Raw genomic sequence first — 17,717 nt, 5'->3', positions numbered from 1 at the left:
TCAGATTTCGTCATGCTCCTCGCGGCGGCCGAACAGCCGGCGGAACATCGCCAATGCGCCGCCGCCGATTGCCACGGCGCCGACCAGGATCAGCTTCCAGAATTTCGCCAGCAGGACGAGGATGCCGGCCTTCTTCGCCACGGCCACGGCTGCGCCGCCGCCGACCAGCCCGGCCAGCCCATAGCCTGCAGCCTTGTCGGTCGCGGCATTATAGTCGGCGTAGCGCGCGCCGGTCTCGAAATCGACCGCCTGCCCAAAGCTGTTGGCTGCCGTGCGCACCTGCGCCAGCATCGGCATCGTCGCGACCATGTTGAGGCTCAGCACGCCCGAACGGCCGAGCAGGCGCACGTCATAGTTGAGGCCGTGGATCTTGCTGTCGCTCGACGCAAGCTCGCGCGCCCAGACCAGCGAATGCGCCCTGGCGTCGTAGGAAGGCGGCTGCGCCCAGCCGACCAGGTTGAGCGTCGGAAAGCCTGCCGCCTTGCGCTGCGCATTCTCCTCCGCCTCGCCGTCCTTCATCGACTGGAGAACCGCCTCATAATCCTGGCTCGCGGCATCGGAGTCGGAAACATAGCCGGTGTCGCGATAGGTGATCACCGCGCCCCAGGCATCGTCGAGCGGCGACTTGCCCTTCTCCATCACCAGCCCCAGCACGTCGCTCACGGCTTCGGGCGGGTTGCCCCACGCTTCCGTCAGCACGCGCTTCGCGTCGGCGGCGGGCAGGAAATAATAGCGATCGCCCAGATGCAGCACCGCCTTCGCCGCATCGATCCGCACGTCGCCGGCAACCGGTCTCAGGCTGCGCAGGAATGCCTTGGCCTCGGCGGAGAGCTTCGAGTCGATCGCGATCGATGCGATGGGCACGGCGGCCCCCTGCTGCGCAAGCACCGGCGGCGCGGCCAGCAGCGCGAGCGCCAGACATGCGGCGCGAGTCGAATAGGTCATGCTGTTCCCCCAATTGCCCCGGCGGGATTGACGCATTCGTGCCCCCCCTCGTCAAGCGCTCAACGCACGAACCTCGCACGAGTCGCGCGCCATAATATTTTAGAATATCGGGTTTGACTGCAATTGCCCTGATTTACGCTACGCAATCTCCTGTTTTCGCGTTTTCAGTAGGCTTCCCCTTGCGGAAAGCAGTGCGTTGCGCCTACATGCCGCGCGAGCATGCCAACAGGAGCCGAAATGGCCGAAGCGGAGACCGTGACGATCCAGCAACTCGCCGCCCGCACGGGCGAGGAACGCGCGTCGGGCTGGGTCGAGGTGACGCAGGCGATGATCGACAAGTTCGCCGAGGCGACCGGCGATCACCAGTTCATCCATGTCGATCCCGCCAAGGCCGCGATGACCCCGTTCGGCGGCACCATCGCCCACGGCTTTCTCACGCTCTCGCTGATGCCCTTGCTCAACTCGCTCACCCCGCAGCCGCGGATCGAGGGGGTGAAGATGGGCGTCAATTATGGCGGCAACAAAGTCCGCTTTCTCACCCCTGTGCGCTCGGGCAAGCGCGTGCGCGGCCGCTTCAAGACGCTCGAGCTGGCCGAGAAGCGCCCCGGCCAGTGGCAGCAGACCGTCGAATTCACCGTCGAGATCGAAGGCGAGGAAAAGCCCGCGATGATCGCCGAATGGATCAGCCAGATTTTCGTCTAACGATCAGAAGAAGGACAGCCACCCATGCGTTCCGCCGTCATCGTCTCCACCGCGCGCACCCCGATCGGCCGCGCCTATCGGGGTGCCTTCAACGCGCTCCCGGCCCAGACGCTCGCCGCAAAATCGATCGAGGCGGCGGTCCAGCGCGCCAGGATCGACGGCGCCGAGGTGCAGGACGTGGTGTTCGGCGCCGCGCTCCAGCAGGGGCATCAGGCCGGCAACATCGCGCGCCAGGCGCTGCTCCGCGCCGGACTGCCGGTCAGCGTCGCGGGCATGTCGGTCGACCGCCAGTGCGCCAGCGGCCTGATGGCGATCGCCACCGCCGCCAAGCAGATCGTCTGCGACAATATGGACATCGCCATCGGCGGCGGCGTCGAGAGCATCAGCCTCGTCCAGACCCCGCAGATGCGCGTCGCCCCCGATCCCGAGCTGCTGGCGATGCACAACGACGTGTACATGCCGATGCTGCAGACCGCCGAGGTGGTCGCGGCGCGCTACGGCATCAGCCGCGAAGCGCAGGACGAGTACAGCCTTCAGTCGCAGCAGCGCACCGCCGCCGCGCAGGCCGCGGGCAAGTTCGACGACGAGATCATCCCCGTCACCGCGACGATGAACGTCGTCAATAAGGAGACCAAGGAGGTCACCCAGAAGGAGGTCACCCTCACCAAGGACGAGGGCAACCGCGCCGACACCACGATCGAGGGGCTGCGCGCGCTCCAGCCGGTGATCCCCAACGGCGTGATCACCGCGGGCAATGCCAGCCAGCTGTCGGACGGCTCCTCGGCCAGCGTGCTGATGGAGGAGAAGCTCGCCGAGAAGCGTGGCCTCACCCCGCTCGGCCGCTATGTCGGCATGGCGGTCGCAGGCACCAAGCCCGACGAGATGGGCATCGGCCCGGTCTTTGCGATCCCCGCCCTGCTCGAGCGCTTCAACCTCAAGATGGACGATATCGGCCTGTGGGAGCTGAATGAGGCGTTCGCGGTGCAGGTGCTTTATTGCCGCGACAAGCTCGGCATCCCGAACGAGCTGCTCAATGTCAATGGCGGCTCGATCTCGATCGGCCACCCCTATGGCATGACCGGCGCGCGCTGCACCGGCCACGCGCTGATCGAGGGCAAGCGCCGCGGCGCGAAGTATGTCGTCGTGACGATGTGCGTCGGCGGCGGCATGGGCGCGGCGGGGCTGTTCGAGGTGCTGTGAGGCCGCCTATTTGAGATAACCTCTGAAATAGTCGAGCGAGGACATGCCGTCCGCTTCGAGATTGGCTTCGACCGCGCGAGCCGCGACCTGGCCGAACTCGAGCGGGCTCATGCTTCGTGGCTCGGTGCCGAGGTCGGCGACCAACGCGTCGAAGCCGTGGCGGAAGCGCTGGTCCTCGCGGCGCATCTCGAACGGCAAGGGGTAGCGCACCACGTAACGGAAATTGCCGACCGGCTTGCCGATCATCGGGATGCGCCCGATTACGCGGTGGCGCTGCCCGTTCGAGATCGCGAACAAGCGCGTAAGCGTCTGCGCCACCACGCTGCGATCATAGTGACTGCGCCGGTCGCGGTCAGTGATATCGATCAGGATACGCCCAGGCCCGGCGCATATGCCAAGGACCGCGTCGGGCGAAACGGGTGGCGGCCAGCGCTCGTTGCGCCGGCGGACCTTGAACAGCTCCCATCCAACGAAGACCGGCATGCGAAAGCCCATGTCGAACTCTACCTCGCAATCCCTATCAAATTGCGCATCGCCTCCCGCCTACTTCACCCGTGCGAAATAATTGGTCCGCATCACCGGCTGGCCGTCGCGGAAATAGACCGCGACCTCGGTCATGGTCTTGCCGTCCGGCGCGGCCGCATAGATGCGGGTCGATGCCGGGATGCCGCCCTTGGCCAGCGCCAGGATCAGCACGTTGCGCTCGGGCAGCCGTGCGGCGGTGGTGTCCGCCTCGAAATTGCCTGCGACCGGCGCGGGCGTGCCGTCGAGGGCATGAGTGCTCGTGGCGCGGTCCGCAGATCCGTCCTGACGGATCACATCGACATTGGTCCGCCACTTGCCGTCGCCAGCGTCGCTATAGGTGATGGTCACGCTTTTCGGGCGCGCCTCGGGCGGGATCGGCAGACGCGAGAGGTCCACCGCCCAGCTTCCCAGCAGCGGCGAAGGCGCCGAGGTCTGCGCCGAAACCGGCGTCGCCATTGCCGCACTGGCAAGCAGCAGGATTGCCACGAACGCTTTCATATGCTCTCTCCTTGGTGACTCGACTAGATGATATATTGTATCATCACTTGAATCAATGAGTGTGGTGCGGTCGTGCGCGATTTCGCGATTCACTCGATCGGCAGTGTCAGCCCGACCTTGGTCCGCCCCATCACCACCGAGGTGCGGAAGCGCCGCACATTCTCGTCCCCGAAGAACAGCCGCCGCGTCAGCTCCTCGAATTCGGCCATGTCGCGGGTGACGCAGACGAGCACGAAGTCCGCCTCGCCCGTCACATAATAGCATTGCTGGACGTGCGGCTCGCGCAGCGCCTTGCGGCGAAAGGCGTCGAGCTGGTCGATCCGCTCGCGCTCCAGCTCGACCATCACGACAAAGCTCATGCCCAGCCCGACCGCCAGCGGATCGATCACCGCCATCTCGCGCGCGATCACGCCGGTCTCGCGCAACCGGCGCAGGCGGCGTTGCACCGACGCCGGCGAAAGCCCCGTCTCGTCCGCCAGCGCGTTGATCGCGATCCTGCTGTCCGCCTGTAGCAGCGACAGCAACCTGCGATCGGCGGTGTCCAGATCAACGCTTATGATCGCTTCCCATCAGCCTCTTCGATATTCTGATCCATCTGGATCGAATTATCGCGCCCATCGCGCGACCCGTGCGCGAATGCGCTATTATCTGCATGCCTCCAAGCCAGGAGACAAGCATGCTCGACCATCTTGAGATCAAGACCCCGGACCTCGCCCGCACGCTCCACTTCTACACGACGCTGCTCGCGCCGCTCGGCTATCGGCTGACGGTCGATGGCGCCGCAAAGGGGTTCGGCGATGGCGCGCGGCTCGACTTCTTCCTGGTCGAGGGCGAAGCGTCCGCGCAGGTCCACTACGCCTTCACCGTGCCCGACCGGCCCGCAGTCGATGCGATCTACGCGATCGGGCGGGATGCCGGCTTCACGCTCGACCGCGCACCCGCGCTCGCGCCGCACATCCACCCCGATTACTATGCCGGCTATCTGCGCGATCCCGACGATCGGCTGGTCGAGTTCGTGTGCCACGCCCCCGCCTAGCGGGAAGGGCGGGTCACGCCTTGGAGCAGCCGGCCGCGTCCACGCCGCGCTTGAGGACGATATTGCCCCATTTGGTATTGCCGGGCCTCTTCGTCGCCTGCCCCCCGTTCTTGACGGTCGCCGTCGCCCTGGGTCCCTGCCGTGCGGCGGCGCTGGGACTCGGCTCGGGCTTTTCACCGACAGTTTCACAGACCGGCTTGGCGGGCGCGGGCTCGACCGACTGGGCCAGCGTGACACCGGCTGCGGCGGAGCCGGCCAGCGCGATTGCTCCAAAGAGAAATGCCGTGCGCATCGCATCCTCCCGAATGACCGTACCCATGCTATCACAACGGATACCCGCCTGCGACGCTTGACCCGGGGACCCTGGCGGACGATCCCATGGCCATGGGGCAATCACTCGCGCACCGCATCCGCGTCGAATCGCACACCGTCTGGCTCGCCGCGCGCGATCCGCGCACGCCGCTCTTCGCCAAGCTGGTGGGGCTGCTGGTCGCCGCCTATGCGCTCTCGCCGATCGACCTGATCCCGGACTTCGTGCCCGTGCTGGGCCTGCTCGACGATGCGATCCTGATCCCGGCGGGCGTGTGGCTGTTCGCGCGTCTCGTGCCACCGGCGCTGCTCGCCGAGCATCGCGCCACCGCTGAGGCCGCAGCCGCGCGTCCGGTGAGCAAATGGGGCATCGCCATTGTCATCGCGATCTGGGCGTTGATCGCGTTGATCGCTTACGAATTCGTGATGCTCGGTTACGACTGATCCACTCGCGGATCAGCTGTGCTTGGCGATCCAGTCTTCCAGCACCGGCGCGATCTTGGTGCGCCACTTGCTGCCGTTGAAGATGCCGTAATGGCCGACGCCCGGCGCCATGTGATATTTCTTCATCCTGGCGGGCAGCTTGGTCGCGATCGTCAGCGCCGCCTTGGTCTGGCCAAGGCCGGAGATATCGTCGCGCTCGCCCTCGACCGCCAGCAGCGCGGTGTCGGTAATCGCGGCGGGATCGACCCGGCGGCCGCGGTGCATCATCTCGCTTTTGGGCAGTGCATGCGCCTGGAACACCACGTCGATCGTCTGGAGGTAGAATTCGGCGGTCATGTCGCACACCGCGCGATATTCGTCATAGAAGCGCATCGTCGATTCCGCGCTCTCGCCGTCGCCCTTCACCAGGTGCTTGAACATCTCCCAGTGGCTGATCATGTGGCTGCCGAGGTTCATCGTCATGAACCCGGCGAGCTGCAGGAAGCCCGGATAGACCCGCCGCCCCGCGCCCGGATAGGTCGCCGGCACCGTCGCGATGACGTTCTGCGCGAACCAGGCATGCGGCCGCTCGGTCGCCAGCGTGTTGACCGCAGTCGGCGCCTCGCGCGTATCGATCGGGCCGCCCATCATGGTCAGCGTGCGCGGGCGGTTGGGGTGCTGGTCGGCATTCATCAGCGCCACTGCGGCATAGACGGGGACCGAGGGCTGGCACACGGCGAGCACGTGCGGGCGGGCGTCACCCTCCGCGCCGATCGCCTCCATGAACTCGATCACGTAATCGACATAGTCGTCGAGGTCGAAGCGCCCGTCGCTGAGCGGCACCTGCCGCGCGTCGCGCCAGTCGGTGATATAGACGTCGGCGCTCGGCAGCATCCGCTCGACCGTGCCGCGCAGCAGCGTGGCGAAGTGCCCGCTCATCGGCGCGACGATCAGCAGCTTGGGACCGCCCTCCACGCCCTCCCGGACGAATCGCTTCAGCTGCCCGAACGGCTTGCGCAGCACGATCTCCTCACGGACATCGATTCGCTTGCCGTCGATGGTCGTGAAACCGAGCCCGAAATCGGGCTTGCCGCGCGGCGCGGCGGCATGGGCGAAGACCTCCAGCGCCGAAGCGAGGATCGGCCCGCCGCCGAAATAAGCAAAGGGATTTGCAGGATTGTTCAGCAGCCCGGCGCTGAAATTGGCCAGTGCGCTGGCGCCCGCCAACATCGACCGCTGCATCTCGTAAGCATCGTACAACATCGTATCGTTACAGTCCCCGCCCGCTACGAACCGCCTGACAACGGTGGCAGGGGGTTATAGCGGCCGGGTGCTGCGGTGCAATGTCCATACATACCGAACTTTCGATGACTTGAAGCGGTTCCCAGGGAATGGGTGAAATGGATTTCCAATTCCTCCCCCGGAGGGGGAGGGGGACCGCCGAAGGCGGTGGAGGGGTAGTTCGCCAAGCAACGAACCGGCCTGCTTGTGGAGACTACCCCTCCACCAGCTTCGCTGGTCCCCCTCCCCCTCCGGGGGAGGAATTGGCGTCCCAGTCTCAAATATCCCACCGTTGCGAAACCGGCCCCCACGCCGTAGGCGGCGCACATGGCCGAGCCTGACCAGAAGCCCGCGAGTCCCCCCGCACCCCGCAAGCTATCGAGCCTGCGCATCGTCTGGCACTATGCGACCCGCTACCCGCTCCAGCTCGGTCTCGCGATCGTCGCGCTGATCCTCGCCGCGGGCGCCACGCTGTGGATTCCGCGCACCTTCAAGGAAGTGGTCGACAAGGGCTTCGGCCCGGCCGCGGACCCATCGCAGATCGGCGCGCATTTCCAGGGGCTGCTGCTGGTGGTCGTCGTGCTCGCCTTCGCGACCGCGATGCGCTTCTATTTCGTCTCCTGGCTCGGCGAGCGCACCGTTGCGGACATGCGCGCCGCGGTCCACCGCAACCTCCTCCGGCTCCCGCCCAAATGGTTCGAGGAGAACCGCCCGTCGGAGATCGCCAGCCGCCTCACCGCAGACACCGCGGTGGTTGAGCAGATCGTCGGCACCACGGTCTCCGTCGCGCTGCGCAACTTGCTCATCGCGATCGGCGGCACCGCCTATCTGTTCGTTCTGGCGCCCAGGATCGCCGCCTATCTCGTCGTCGGCATCCCGGTGATCGTGCTCCCGATCATGTGGCTCGGCGGCCGGGTGCGCCGCTTCTCGCGCACCAGCCAGGATCGCGTCGCCGACATCGGCGCGATCGCCTCGGAAACGCTCGGCGCGATGCGCATCGTCCAGGCCTTCGGGCAGGAAAGGCGCGAGGGCGAGCGCTTCCAGACTGCCGTCGATGCCGGCTTCGCGACTGCGCGCAAGCGCTTCGCCACCCGTGCGGTGATGACCGCTCTGGTCATCTTCGCGCTGTTCACCGCGATCACCCTGATCATGTGGGACGCCGTCTATGGCGTGTCGGAGGGGCGCATCTCCGGCGGTTCGATCACAGCCTTCGTCATTACCGCGGGCCTCGTCACCGGCGCATTCGGCGCGCTCACCGAAGTCTATGGCGACCTGCTCCGCGCCTCGGGCGCCGCCAGCCGCCTCGCCGAATTGCTCGCGCAGCAGCCCGATATCGCCGCCCCCGCCGATCCGGTGCCGCTCCCGGTCCCGCCGCAGGGCGCGATCGAATTCGACCATGTCACCTTCCACTATCCCACCCGCCCCGAAGTCTCGGCGCTGGAGAATTTCACCCTCTCGGTCGCGCCGGGCGAGACGGTCGCGGTGGTCGGCCCCTCGGGCGCCGGCAAGTCCACGCTGTTCCAGCTCGTCCAGCGCTTCTACGACCCCGAGGGCGGCGAAGTACGCGTCGACGGCGTGCCCGTGCGCCGCGCCGATCCGGGCGAGGTCCGCGCGCGCATGGCGATGGTGCCGCAGGAAACGGTGATCTTTGCCGCCACCGCGCGCGACAATCTCCGCTATGGCCGCTGGGACGCCAGCGAAGACCAGATCTGGCAGGCCGCCGAAGCCGCCAATGCCGCCGAATTTCTGCGCGAGCTTCCCGAGGGGCTCGATACCTTCCTCGGCGAGGATGGCGCGCGTCTCTCCGGCGGCCAGCGCCAGCGCCTCGCCATCGCGCGCGCACTGCTGCGCGACGCGCCGATCCTGCTGCTCGACGAGGCGACCAGCGCGCTCGACGCCGAGAGCGAGCGCCTCGTCCAGGACGCCCTCGAGCATCTCATGCAGGGCCGCACCACGCTGGTCATCGCCCACCGCCTCGCCACCGTCCGCGCGGCGAAGCGCATCATCGTGATGGACGAAGGGCGCATCGTCGAGACCGGCACGCACGCGCAGCTGGTCGCGCAGGGCGGCCTCTACGCCAAGCTCGCCTCGCTCCAGTTCAGCGACGCGCCCTAACCGCAGGCTATACTGCCAGAACCTCTGGCGCGTTGTCCGCTCTCCGTGTCCCGCATATCCTCCGCGGCGCTTCACGGGGATATCCATGAACCAGCATCTGTCACGCCGGCGGCTCATCGGCGGTGCACTCGCAAGCGGCCTCGCCATCCGCACGGCGTCGGCCGCATCACCGTCAATCCTGTTTCGTGAAGTCACGCTGGTCGACGGCACCGGCACCCCGCCGCGGCTGGCCGATGTCCTCGTCACCGGCGACCGGATCGCGAGCATCACCGCGCCCTCGCCCATGCCCGTCATCGGCGCGCGCGTGATCGCGGGCGAAGGCCGTATCCTCGCCCCCGGCTTCATCGACACCCACACCCATGGCGATCCGCTGACCGATTCCTATGACGGCTTCCTCGCCATGGGCGTCACCACCATCACGCTCGGCGTCGACGGCAGCGGCCCCCGGCTCGAGGGCGATCTCGACCTGCGCGGCTGGATGCGCGCCGCCGATCGCGCCCCGCTCGACCTCAACGTCGCCACGCTCGCCAGCCACGGCACGCTGCGCCGCGCCGCGAGGATCCCGGATTCGGTCCGCCGCCCGGATGCCGCCGCCATGACCCGCCTCGAGGCCCAGCTCGACGCCGAGCTGCGCGCCGGCGCGTTCGGCCTTTCCTACGGCCTCGAATATGTCCCCGGCATCTATTCGGAGACGGCCGAGCTCGCCGCGCTGGGCCGCGTCGTCGCGCGCCATGGCGGCGTCGCGATGAGCCATATGCGCTCGGAGAATGACGACGAGATCGAGGCGTCGATCGACGAGCTGATCGCCTCCGCCGGCCCCGCGCGCCCGCATATCTCACACCTCAAGGTCGTGTTCGGAAAGGGCGAGGCGCGCGCCCGCGCCCTGCTCGACTTCCTTGCCGCCAGGCGCCGCGCCGGGATCGACCTCACCGCCGACGCCTACCCCTATAATGCGGGCTTCACCGGGATCGCCATCCTGTTCCCGCAATGGGCGCTCCCGCCGACCGACTATGCCGCCGCCCTCGCCACCCGCCGCGCCGAGCTGCGCGACTATCTCGAGAAGCGCATGATCCGCCGCGGCGGGCCGGAGAAGCTGCTGCTCGGCACCGGCAAGCACGCCGGCAAGACCGTCGCGCAGGCGTCGCAGGAAGCCGGCCTCGCTTTCCCCGATTTCCTGATCCAGCTCGGCCCCGGCGGCGGATCGGGCGCGCATTTCACGATGGATCAGGCGCTGCAGGACGTGCTGCTGCTCGACCCGATGGTCGCGATCTCCACCGATGGCGGCCCGACCCAGCGCCACCCCCGCTCGACCGGCACCTATGCCAGGCTGATCGAGGACTATGTCGTGAAGACCAGACGGCTCCCGGTCGAGGAGGCCGTGCGCAAGGCGACGTCCTTCCCCGCCCGCATCCTGCGCCTGCCCGATCGCGGCACGATCCGCCCGGGCGCGAAGGCCGACCTGATCCTGTTCGATCCTGAGAAGGTCCGCGCCCGCTCAACCTATCTCGACCCCTTCGCCCGCGCGCAGGGGTTCGATCTGGTGATGGTGGGCGGCCGGACGGCGCTCGAGAACGGCCAGCGTGTCAGCCGCTCCGGCCGATTGCTCCGCGCGACACCTCGACGCTGAACTCCCGCTCGATCCCGATCGCATCCAGGAAGGCGCGATCGTGGCTCACCACGATCAGCGCCCCGTCATACGCCTTCAGCGCCGCCTCGAGCAGCGCGATCGAATCGATATCGAGGTGATTGGTCGGCTCGTCGAGGATCAGCAGCCACGGTGGGGGTTCCCCCGCCAGCGCGCAGGCAAGCCCCGCACGAAGCCGCTCCCCGCCTGACAGCATGCCGACCAGCTTCAGCGCATCGCGGTTGCGAAAGGCAAGGCGCGCGCAGGCGGCGCGCGCGTCCTGCTCGGTCAGGCCCGGGTTGAGCCGGCGGAAGTTGGCGAGGATGCTCGTCTCCGGATCGAGCATCGCGACATGCTGGTCGAGCATCGCAATCCGCCCCTCGGCGCGGCGAGCGCTGCCGCTGTCCGGTGCGATGCGCCCGGCCGCCACATTGAGCAGCGTCGTCTTGCCCGCGCCGTTCGCGCCGGTCACCGCGATCCGCTCGGGCCCGTGCAGGTCGAGCGTCCATGGCCCAAGCATGCACCCGCCCCGCTCGACGCGTACTGAATCCAGCGCCAGCAGCCTTGCGCCGCCCGGAACGCCGCTCGGGGGGATGGAGATGGCCAGCGGCGTCAGCACCTCGACCCGCGCCCGCGCGGCCTCGGCCTTCGCCACGGCCTCGCCAACCAGCCGCTCGCCCACCAGGCTCGCGCGCGCCCGGCTATTCTCGGCCCGCTCGGCTTGCCTGCCCAGCAGGATTTTCGGCTCCGACCGGCGCGCGGCAAAGGCGCGGCCCGCCTTGTCGCGCCGCGCCTTGCCCTCGCGTTGACGCTGGATGTCGCGCTCCACCCCGCGCAGCGCCATCTCGGATTGCTCGAGCTCGGCCGCGGCCCGCCCGCGTTCGGCCTCGCGCTGCGCGGCAAAGGCCGACCATCCGCCGCCCACGACATGCACGCCCACCGGGGTCAGCTCGACGATGCGGTCCATCGCCTCGAGCAGTGCGCGGTCATGGCTGGCGATCAGCACGCCGCCGCGCCAGCCGCGGAGCAATGCGTCGATCGCCTCTCGCCCGGCAGCGTCGAGATTGTTGGTCGGCTCGTCGAGCAGCAGCAGATCGGGCTTCCCGATCAGCACCCGCGCGATCCCGGCGCGCATCCGCTCTCCGCCCGAAAGCGATCCGATCCGCCGGTCGAGCGCCATATCCGCCAGCCCGGCCTCCGCAAGCGCCCCCTCGATCCGGACGTCCAATGTCCAATCGGCCGCCTCAAGGTCGGCGGCGTCCCCATTACCGGCCAGCACGCGCTCCAGCCGCGCAATCTCCTCGCTCACGCCCAGCACCTCCGCCAGCGTCAGTGCCGGCGGCCAGTCCTGCGCCAGCATCGCGGCAGTGCCGTTCCGATGAACGCTGCCAGAGGCGGCGCGCGTCTCGCCCGCGGCGATCCGCAGCAATGTCGATTTGCCGGAGCCATTGCGACCGACCAGCCCGATCCGCTCATGACCGAGCGCGAGGGTCAGCCCCTCGAACAGAAGCCTGTGGTCAGGGGTGCGTGCGGAAACGGAATCGAAGGTGAGCAGTGCGGACATGGGAAGCCTGAAGATCGGATGCTGCAAAACGGGTCGCTTTGTTCATCCGGTCGTTCACGCCACTAACTCCTCGACTTGGCTGACTGATCTAGGGACCGCCCTCTGCTGCCGCAAGGCGGCCACGGGCTCGGGCCGGCGGCCTAGCCGCGGTAGAGCATGTATGCCAGGCAGGCGATCACGATGCCCAGCGCGATCGCCACCAGCCTCTTGGGGTTGCGCGCGCGCTTGCGGCTCTGCCCCATGCGGTCGAGGTCGAACCAGTAATGCGCCGGCGCCGCCTCACGGATCACGCCCGCATCGCGCAGCCGGTCGAACGCCTTTCGCTCAACCGGGCCTGAGGGCGCATATTCGATCGCATCGCCGGGCGCGAAGGCCCGATGATCGGCGAAATGCCGCTGCACGCGAAACTGCGTCAAATCCGATGACCGGCCGGCCGGCATCCCAGGCTCCCCAAAATGACGCGATCGATAATCGGGGGCTGATCGTAGCGTTTCAAGAGCCCGGCAAAGTAGCTAAGGCATGCGCCAGCTTCACCTGCCCAAAGAATCCCCTGCTCCCCCACAGCCACCGCGCGCGACAAAAGCCACCACCATGCCGTTCCGCCTTTTCCGCCCGATCCTCGCCGGTGCGCGGCCGCTCGATCGCCTTGTCGGCTGCATCGGCGCGGCGGTGTGCCTCGCGCTCACCGTGTTTATCTGCGCGCAGCTTCCGCTCGCCGCGTCGGACCTGCCGCTGATCGTGGCGCCGATGGGCGCCTCGGCGGTGCTGATCTTCGCGGTGCCCGCCAGCCCGCTCGCACAGCCTTGGCCGGTGGTCGGCGGCAACACCCTCTCGGCGCTGGTCGGCGTCGCAGTGTTCCAGCATGTGCCCGATCCGATGCTCGCCGCGGGCCTCTCCGTCGGGCTCGCCATCGGCGCCATGTCGCTGTTCCGCTGCCTCCACCCGCCGGGCGGCGCGGCGGCGCTGACCGCCGTGATCGGCAGCCAGGGCATCCATGCCGCGGGCTATGCCTTCGCCTTCGCGCCGGTCGCGCTCAACTCGATCGCGCTGGTCTCGCTGGCGATGTTCTTCCACCGCGTGTCAGGCCACAGCTACCCGCACATCGCGGCCCCGCTGCCGATGCCGCCCGAGGCCGTCGGCCTCCATCTCGAGGATATCGACAACGCGCTCGCCGAGCTGCCCGACAGCTTCGACATCAGCCGCGAGGATCTCGACGTCCTTCTCTCCAGGGCCGAGGCGCACGCCATCGTCCGCCGCCGCAGGCGCTGAGCCGCCCCTTGCAATGTTGGAGCGCGTCTGCTCCGCTAGCAATCACAGTATGCTTCAAGGCCTGGCGGACTCACGCGTGCAGGACCGTGACCTTTGAGACTTTGGAGATTCGGGTATGGCGCTGGAGGGAGAGGAATGATGGCACGCGAGCTTGATCTGATCGTCTATGGCGCCACCGGCTTCACCGGCCGCCTCGTCGCCGAATATCTCGCCCGGCGTTACGGCGACGGTACCGTGAAATGGGCGATGGCCGGCCGCTCGTTGACCAAGCTCGAGCAGGTGCGCGACGCGATCGCCGCCCCGGCCTCGACCCCGCTCATCGCCGCCAATGCCGACGACCCCGCCGCGCTGCGCGCGATGGCCGAACGGGCCAAGGTCGTCGTCTCCACCGTCGGCCCCTATCAGCTCTACGGCAGCGACCTCGTGGCCGCGTGCGTCGAGACCGGGACCGGCTATGTCGACCTGTGCGGCGAGCCCAACTGGATGCACGACATGATCGCGCAGCACGATGCAGCGGCGAAGGCCAGCGGCGCGCGCATCGTCTTCTCCTGCGGCTTCGACTCGATCCCCTTCGACCTCGGCGTGTGGACCGTGCAGCAGGCGGCGAAGGCCAGGTTCGGCCAGCCCGCCCCGCGCGTGAAGGGCCGCGTGCGGAAGATGCAGGGCACCTTCTCGGGCGGCACCTTCGCCAGCGGCAAGGCGACCGCTGCCGCCGCCGCGAAGAACCCGGCGGTGTTCAAGATACTGCTCGATCCCTTCGCGCTGACCCCCGGCTTCACCGGGCCGGACCAGCCCAAGGGCATCCTGCCCGAATATGACGAGGCGGTCGGCGGCTGGGTCGCGCCGTTCATGATGGCGGTGATCAACACCAAGAACATCCACCGCACCAACTTCCTCGCCCACCACCCCTATGGCCGCGACTTCCGCTACGACGAGATGATGGTCGCGCCGGGCTTGGGCGATCTCGGCAAGGCGGCGGCCGAGGCGATCGCCAGGATGAACCCGATGAACTCGGACAAGGGCCCGGCCCCCGGCGAGGGCCCGTCGAAGGAAGAGCGCGAGGCCGGCTTCTACGAGATCGATTTCATCGCCGAGATGCCCGATGGCGAGCGCCTCACCGCGACCGTCACTGGCGACCGCGATCCCGGCTATGGCTCGACCAGCAAGATGATCGCGGAGGCCGCGCTTTGCTTGCTGCGCGACGTGGACGACGGCGGCGCCATCTGGACCCCCGGCGCGCTCATGGCGGAGCCGCTCAAGAAACGCCTCGAGGCCAATGCCGGCCTCATCTTCACCGTCGCCTAGATACGAATCCTTCCCCGCCAGGGGGAGGTGGCACGCGCAGCGTGACGGAGGGGGAGGAAAACCCGACACAGGTGGGGAATCCTCCCCCTCTGTCGCCTTCGGCGCCACCTCCCCCTGGCGGGGGAGGATAAAATCTTCGACGCCTAACCCGCGTAGAACAGCATCGCCACCACCGCGAGCAGCACCGAAACGGCGATCGCCACCGGCACCAGCTTGCGCCGCCGCAACTCGATCGCCGCCTCATAGGCGCGCAGGTCGAGCCAGTAATAGGCATGCCCCTCCTCGCGGATCAGCCGCTCGGCGAGCAGCGTGTCGAACGCGGCCTTGAGATCGGCGGGCGGCGTGTAGAGGATCGTGTCGTACGGCGTGATCGCATGCTGCGCGCAGAAATGGTCGACCAGCTTGCGCCGTGCCCGCCCCGCTCTGGTGATCGCAACCGACTCCACCGCCATACAGATCCCCCCAGCCCGTCACCCCGGCCTTGTGCCGGGGTCACCGCGAACCACGCGCCGCGCTTCACCTCTCGTCCATCGCTTGCCGCACCGTGGCCCCCGGAACAAGTTCGGCGTGACGGTCAAGGGTCAGCGCTTCTTCCCCTGATGCTTGATGTTCGCCGGCCGCCCGCGCCGCTTGAGCACGCGCGGCGGCCCCGGCTTGCGCGGCCGATCTGGACGCGGCCCCGATCCGCTACCCTTGCCGTCGGGCAGCTCGAAGCGCAGCGCGCCCGACACCGGGTTCGCCTCGACCAGCCGCAACGGCAGCCGTTGTCCCAGCGCGAATGTCTCGCCGGTCTCCTCGCCGACCAGCTGCTGCGCCGCCTCATCATAGCGGAAATATTCGCGGCCCAGGTCGCGCGCCGGCACCAGCCCGTCGCCGCCGACGCCGTCGACCGTCGCGAAGAAGCCGAAATTCTGCACGCCGGTGATCCGCGCCTCCATCACCTCGCCGACATGCGCGGAGAGATAGGCGGCGACATAGCGGTCGATCGTCTCGCGCTCGGCCTCCATCGCCCGCCGCTCGAGCTGGCTGATGGTCTCGCCGGTCTTCTCCATCTCGGGATCGGACGGCAGCTCGCCGCCCGGACCGAGCTTGTTCGATTCGACCAGCGCGCGGTGCACCACCAGATCGGCATAGCGCCGGATCGGCGAGGTGAAGTGCGCATAGCTGCCCAGCGCCAGCCCGAAATGCCCCGCATTCTGCGGGCCGTAATAAGCCTGGGTCTGGGTGCGCAGCACCTGGATCATCACCTCTTCGCGGAACTCGGCCTCGGCCACCCGCGCGATGACATGGTTGAACGTGCTCGGCCGGATCACCTGCCCCAGCGCGAACTCGACCTCGAGCGTCTTGAGATACTCCTTGAGCGCGACCAGCTTCTCGCGGCTCGGCGGCTCGTGGACGCGGTACATCACCGGCGCCTTGCGCGCTTCCAGCGCCTTCGCCGCCGCGACGTTGGCGGCAATCATGTAATCCTCGATCAGCTTGTGCGCATCGAGCCGCTCGCGCGGCGCGACCGACAGGATACGCCCCTTCTCGTCGAGCATGATCCGCCGCTCGGGCAGGTCGAGATCCAATGGCTCGCGCTTCTCGCGCGCCTTGTTGAGCGCGCGCCAGCACGCCCAGAGCGGCCGCAGCGTCGAATCGACCAGCGCGGGATCGACCCCGGCCAGTTCCTCCGCGCTCATCCCGCACGGCGACGAGGCGACGTCCACCTTCTCCCCCGCCACATCGATCGCCGCCTGTGCATCCTCGTAAGCGATGTTGGCCGTCAGCCGCACGACGGCGCGCGTGAAACGCCAGCCCTTGATCTCGCCCTTGGCCGAAATCTGCAGGTGGCACGCCATCGCCGCGCGATCGACGCCCTGCTTCAGCGAGCACACGTCCGCCGACAGCACTTCGGGGAGCATCGGCACCACCCGGTCGGGGAAGTACACCGAATTGCCCCGCTTGCGCGCCTCGCGGTCGAGCAGCGATCCGGGGCGGACATAGAAGCTCACGTCCGCGATCGCGACGATCGCCTTCCAGCCGCCCTCATTCTTGGGGTCGTCGTCGGGCGCCGCCCATACCGCATCGTCATGATCGCGCGCGTCGGACGGGTCGATCGCCACGATCGGGATGTGGCGCAGGTCTTCCCTGCCCTTCCCCAGTTCCTGCTCCGCGACCCGCTCGGCCTCGTCGAGCAGCTCATCGGAAAACACGTTGGGGATGCTGTGGCGGTGGATCGCGATCAGGCTGAAGCTGCGCGGCGCGAAGGGATCGCCCAGCACCTCGGTCACCTTGGCGAAGATGCGCGGGCCGCGCCCGCTCTTTTCCGCCAGCACCAGATCGCCCGGCTCGGCGCCGTTGCGCTCGGAGATGACGTAGCTGTTGCGCTCCTTCTTCTCGACGCCCTGGAGGTAGAGTCGTCCGCCCTCTTCCTTGACCACGCCGAGCATCGCTTCCTCGCCACGGGCGAGCTTCTTCATCGGATGCGCGATCCAGCCGTTGCCGGCCTCCTCGGTGCGCGCAAGGATGCGGTCGCCCACGCCCAGCGCCCCGCGCTTGCCGCGCTCGCGCACGCGCAGCCGCGGCACCGGAACGCCCTCGGCCTCCCAGCGCTCGGGCACCGCCCACACGGTATCGCCGTCGGCGTCGGTCACGCGCAGCACGGTCACCTTGGGCACGCCACCCATCTTGTGGAACGCGCGGCCGGGCGCGCTGTCAATCAGGCCCTCATCGGCCATGTCGCGCAGCAGCGCCTTGAGCGCGATCTTGTCCTGCGCATGCAAGCCGAAGGCGCGCGCGATCTCGCGCTTGCCCGCGGGCTGATCCGAACTTGTGATGAAATCGAGAATCTGTTGCCGCGTCGGCATGCCGGGCGCGGGCTTCTTTGCTTTGTTCTGTTTTGCCATTGGCCCCGAATATAGGGGCTGTGCGGCCGATTC

The 17,717-nt window shown here is 68.1% G+C and carries 18 protein-coding genes; 8 read left to right on the top strand and 10 right to left on the bottom strand.

Annotation, left to right across the window (positions count from 1 at the left end):
- Window positions 1–945, bottom strand: a complete 945-nt coding sequence (locus VGD28_RS00280; protein ID WP_331026321.1) for a DUF2167 domain-containing protein — start codon at window positions 943–945, stop codon at window positions 1–3.
- 237 nt (window positions 946–1,182) lie between these two features.
- Between VGD28_RS00280 and VGD28_RS00275 the strand changes: the two genes are divergently transcribed.
- Together VGD28_RS00275 and VGD28_RS00270 are read left to right on the top strand one after the other, a co-directional pair.
- Window positions 1,183–1,647: a MaoC family dehydratase gene (locus VGD28_RS00275; protein ID WP_331026320.1), complete on the top strand. Its 465-nt coding sequence runs from the start codon at window positions 1,183–1,185 to the stop codon at window positions 1,645–1,647.
- A gap of 24 nt (window positions 1,648–1,671) precedes the next feature.
- Complete coding sequence (locus tag VGD28_RS00270) at window positions 1,672–2,847, top strand: acetyl-CoA C-acyltransferase (RefSeq protein ID WP_331026319.1); 1,176 nt, start codon at window positions 1,672–1,674, stop codon at window positions 2,845–2,847.
- Window positions 2,848–2,853: 6 nt separating this feature from the next.
- Here the strand turns inward: VGD28_RS00270 and VGD28_RS00265 are convergent, their stop codons facing one another.
- From VGD28_RS00265 to VGD28_RS00255, 3 genes are all read right to left on the bottom strand, one after another.
- Window positions 2,854–3,330: a hypothetical protein gene (locus VGD28_RS00265; protein ID WP_331026318.1), complete on the bottom strand. Its 477-nt coding sequence runs from the start codon at window positions 3,328–3,330 to the stop codon at window positions 2,854–2,856.
- A 60-nt stretch (window positions 3,331–3,390) separates the two neighbouring features.
- Window positions 3,391–3,870 (bottom strand): hypothetical protein, encoded by a 480-nt coding sequence (locus tag VGD28_RS00260; protein WP_331026317.1) that lies wholly within the window; start codon window positions 3,868–3,870, stop codon window positions 3,391–3,393.
- 89 nt (window positions 3,871–3,959) lie between these two features.
- Window positions 3,960–4,415 carry an Lrp/AsnC family transcriptional regulator gene (locus tag VGD28_RS00255; RefSeq protein WP_331026337.1) on the bottom strand — a complete coding sequence of 152 codons (456 nt, stop codon included), beginning with the start codon at window positions 4,413–4,415 and terminating at the stop codon, window positions 3,960–3,962.
- 131 nt (window positions 4,416–4,546) lie between these two features.
- Here VGD28_RS00255 and VGD28_RS00250 point away from each other — a divergent pair, with 131 nt between their 5' ends.
- Window positions 4,547–4,906 carry a VOC family protein gene (locus tag VGD28_RS00250; protein WP_331026316.1) on the top strand — a complete coding sequence of 120 codons (360 nt, stop codon included), beginning with the start codon at window positions 4,547–4,549 and terminating at the stop codon, window positions 4,904–4,906.
- Window positions 4,907–4,919: 13 nt separating this feature from the next.
- Here the strand turns inward: VGD28_RS00250 and VGD28_RS00245 are convergent, their stop codons facing one another.
- Window positions 4,920–5,225 (bottom strand): hypothetical protein, encoded by a 306-nt coding sequence (locus tag VGD28_RS00245; RefSeq protein ID WP_331026315.1) that lies wholly within the window; start codon window positions 5,223–5,225, stop codon window positions 4,920–4,922.
- Between the two features lie 65 nt (window positions 5,226–5,290).
- On the opposite strand from VGD28_RS00245, the gene VGD28_RS00240 reads away from it, so the two are divergent.
- Window positions 5,291–5,659 carry a YkvA family protein gene (locus VGD28_RS00240; protein ID WP_331026314.1) on the top strand — a complete coding sequence of 123 codons (369 nt, stop codon included), beginning with the start codon at window positions 5,291–5,293 and terminating at the stop codon, window positions 5,657–5,659.
- Between the two features lie 12 nt (window positions 5,660–5,671).
- Here the strand turns inward: VGD28_RS00240 and VGD28_RS00235 are convergent, their stop codons facing one another.
- On the bottom strand, window positions 5,672–6,901 hold the full coding sequence (locus VGD28_RS00235) for a polyhydroxyalkanoate depolymerase (protein ID WP_331026313.1): 1,230 nt from the start codon (window positions 6,899–6,901) through the stop codon (window positions 5,672–5,674).
- Between the two features lie 345 nt (window positions 6,902–7,246).
- Here VGD28_RS00235 and VGD28_RS00230 point away from each other — a divergent pair, with 345 nt between their 5' ends.
- Both VGD28_RS00230 and VGD28_RS00225 read left to right on the top strand, forming a co-directional pair.
- Window positions 7,247–9,034: an ABC transporter transmembrane domain-containing protein gene (locus VGD28_RS00230; protein WP_331026312.1), complete on the top strand. Its 1,788-nt coding sequence runs from the start codon at window positions 7,247–7,249 to the stop codon at window positions 9,032–9,034.
- 85 nt (window positions 9,035–9,119) lie between these two features.
- Complete coding sequence (locus VGD28_RS00225; protein WP_331026311.1) at window positions 9,120–10,661, top strand: N-acyl-D-amino-acid deacylase family protein; 1,542 nt, start codon at window positions 9,120–9,122, stop codon at window positions 10,659–10,661.
- Here VGD28_RS00225 and VGD28_RS00220 read toward each other — a convergent pair.
- Together VGD28_RS00220 and VGD28_RS00215 are read right to left on the bottom strand one after the other, a co-directional pair.
- The gene (locus VGD28_RS00220) at window positions 10,618–12,222 is read right to left on the bottom strand and encodes an ABC-F family ATP-binding cassette domain-containing protein (RefSeq protein ID WP_331026310.1); all 1,605 of its coding nucleotides are present in this window, start codon (window positions 12,220–12,222) and stop codon (window positions 10,618–10,620) included. The two genes, VGD28_RS00225 and VGD28_RS00220, sit on opposite strands and share 44 nt — an antisense overlap.
- Before the next feature lie 140 nt (window positions 12,223–12,362).
- Complete coding sequence (locus VGD28_RS00215; protein ID WP_331026309.1) at window positions 12,363–12,638, bottom strand: hypothetical protein; 276 nt, start codon at window positions 12,636–12,638, stop codon at window positions 12,363–12,365.
- A gap of 175 nt (window positions 12,639–12,813) precedes the next feature.
- On the opposite strand from VGD28_RS00215, the gene VGD28_RS00210 reads away from it, so the two are divergent.
- The gene (locus VGD28_RS00210) at window positions 12,814–13,491 is read left to right on the top strand and encodes an HPP family protein (protein ID WP_331026308.1); all 678 of its coding nucleotides are present in this window, start codon (window positions 12,814–12,816) and stop codon (window positions 13,489–13,491) included.
- Window positions 13,492–13,629: 138 nt separating this feature from the next.
- Window positions 13,630–14,796, top strand: a complete 1,167-nt coding sequence (locus tag VGD28_RS00205) for a saccharopine dehydrogenase family protein (protein WP_331026307.1) — start codon at window positions 13,630–13,632, stop codon at window positions 14,794–14,796.
- Between the two features lie 143 nt (window positions 14,797–14,939).
- Here the strand turns inward: VGD28_RS00205 and VGD28_RS00200 are convergent, their stop codons facing one another.
- Window positions 14,940–15,248: a hypothetical protein gene (locus VGD28_RS00200; protein ID WP_331026306.1), complete on the bottom strand. Its 309-nt coding sequence runs from the start codon at window positions 15,246–15,248 to the stop codon at window positions 14,940–14,942.
- A 129-nt stretch (window positions 15,249–15,377) separates the two neighbouring features.
- Window positions 15,378–17,645, bottom strand: coding sequence for a ribonuclease R (gene rnr / locus VGD28_RS00195; protein WP_331026305.1), 2,268 nt, complete (start codon window positions 17,643–17,645; stop codon window positions 15,378–15,380).
- Between the last annotated feature and the right edge of the window lie 72 nt (window positions 17,646–17,717).

The organism is Sphingomonas sp., from assembly GCF_036402235.1.
In the GTDB taxonomy this organism is placed as follows: Bacteria; Pseudomonadota; Alphaproteobacteria; order Sphingomonadales; family Sphingomonadaceae; genus Sphingomonas.
The sequence above is the reverse complement of the archived record's forward strand: the minus strand, read 5'-3'. Positions and strand labels throughout refer to the sequence as shown.

Coding starts and splice junctions, on each gene's coding strand:
- VGD28_RS00280 (WP_331026321.1), bottom strand. CDS start 945: ATGACCTATTCGACTCGCGCCGCATGTCTGGCGCTCGCGCTGCTGGCC.
- VGD28_RS00275 (WP_331026320.1), top strand. CDS start 1,183: ATGGCCGAAGCGGAGACCGTGACGATCCAGCAACTCGCCGCCCGCACG.
- VGD28_RS00270 (WP_331026319.1), top strand. CDS start 1,672: ATGCGTTCCGCCGTCATCGTCTCCACCGCGCGCACCCCGATCGGCCGC.
- VGD28_RS00265 (WP_331026318.1), bottom strand. CDS start 3,330: ATGCCGGTCTTCGTTGGATGGGAGCTGTTCAAGGTCCGCCGGCGCAAC.
- VGD28_RS00260 (WP_331026317.1), bottom strand. CDS start 3,870: ATGAAAGCGTTCGTGGCAATCCTGCTGCTTGCCAGTGCGGCAATGGCG.
- VGD28_RS00250 (WP_331026316.1), top strand. CDS start 4,547: ATGCTCGACCATCTTGAGATCAAGACCCCGGACCTCGCCCGCACGCTC.
- VGD28_RS00245 (WP_331026315.1), bottom strand. CDS start 5,225: ATGGGTACGGTCATTCGGGAGGATGCGATGCGCACGGCATTTCTCTTT.
- VGD28_RS00240 (WP_331026314.1), top strand. CDS start 5,291: ATGGGGCAATCACTCGCGCACCGCATCCGCGTCGAATCGCACACCGTC.
- VGD28_RS00235 (WP_331026313.1), bottom strand. CDS start 6,901: ATGTTGTACGATGCTTACGAGATGCAGCGGTCGATGTTGGCGGGCGCC.
- VGD28_RS00230 (WP_331026312.1), top strand. CDS start 7,247: ATGGCCGAGCCTGACCAGAAGCCCGCGAGTCCCCCCGCACCCCGCAAG.
- VGD28_RS00225 (WP_331026311.1), top strand. CDS start 9,120: ATGAACCAGCATCTGTCACGCCGGCGGCTCATCGGCGGTGCACTCGCA.
- VGD28_RS00220 (WP_331026310.1), bottom strand. CDS start 12,222: ATGTCCGCACTGCTCACCTTCGATTCCGTTTCCGCACGCACCCCTGAC.
- VGD28_RS00210 (WP_331026308.1), top strand. CDS start 12,814: ATGCCGTTCCGCCTTTTCCGCCCGATCCTCGCCGGTGCGCGGCCGCTC.
- VGD28_RS00205 (WP_331026307.1), top strand. CDS start 13,630: ATGGCACGCGAGCTTGATCTGATCGTCTATGGCGCCACCGGCTTCACC.
- VGD28_RS00200 (WP_331026306.1), bottom strand. CDS start 15,248: ATGGCGGTGGAGTCGGTTGCGATCACCAGAGCGGGGCGGGCACGGCGC.
- rnr (WP_331026305.1), bottom strand. CDS start 17,645: ATGCCGACGCGGCAACAGATTCTCGATTTCATCACAAGTTCGGATCAG.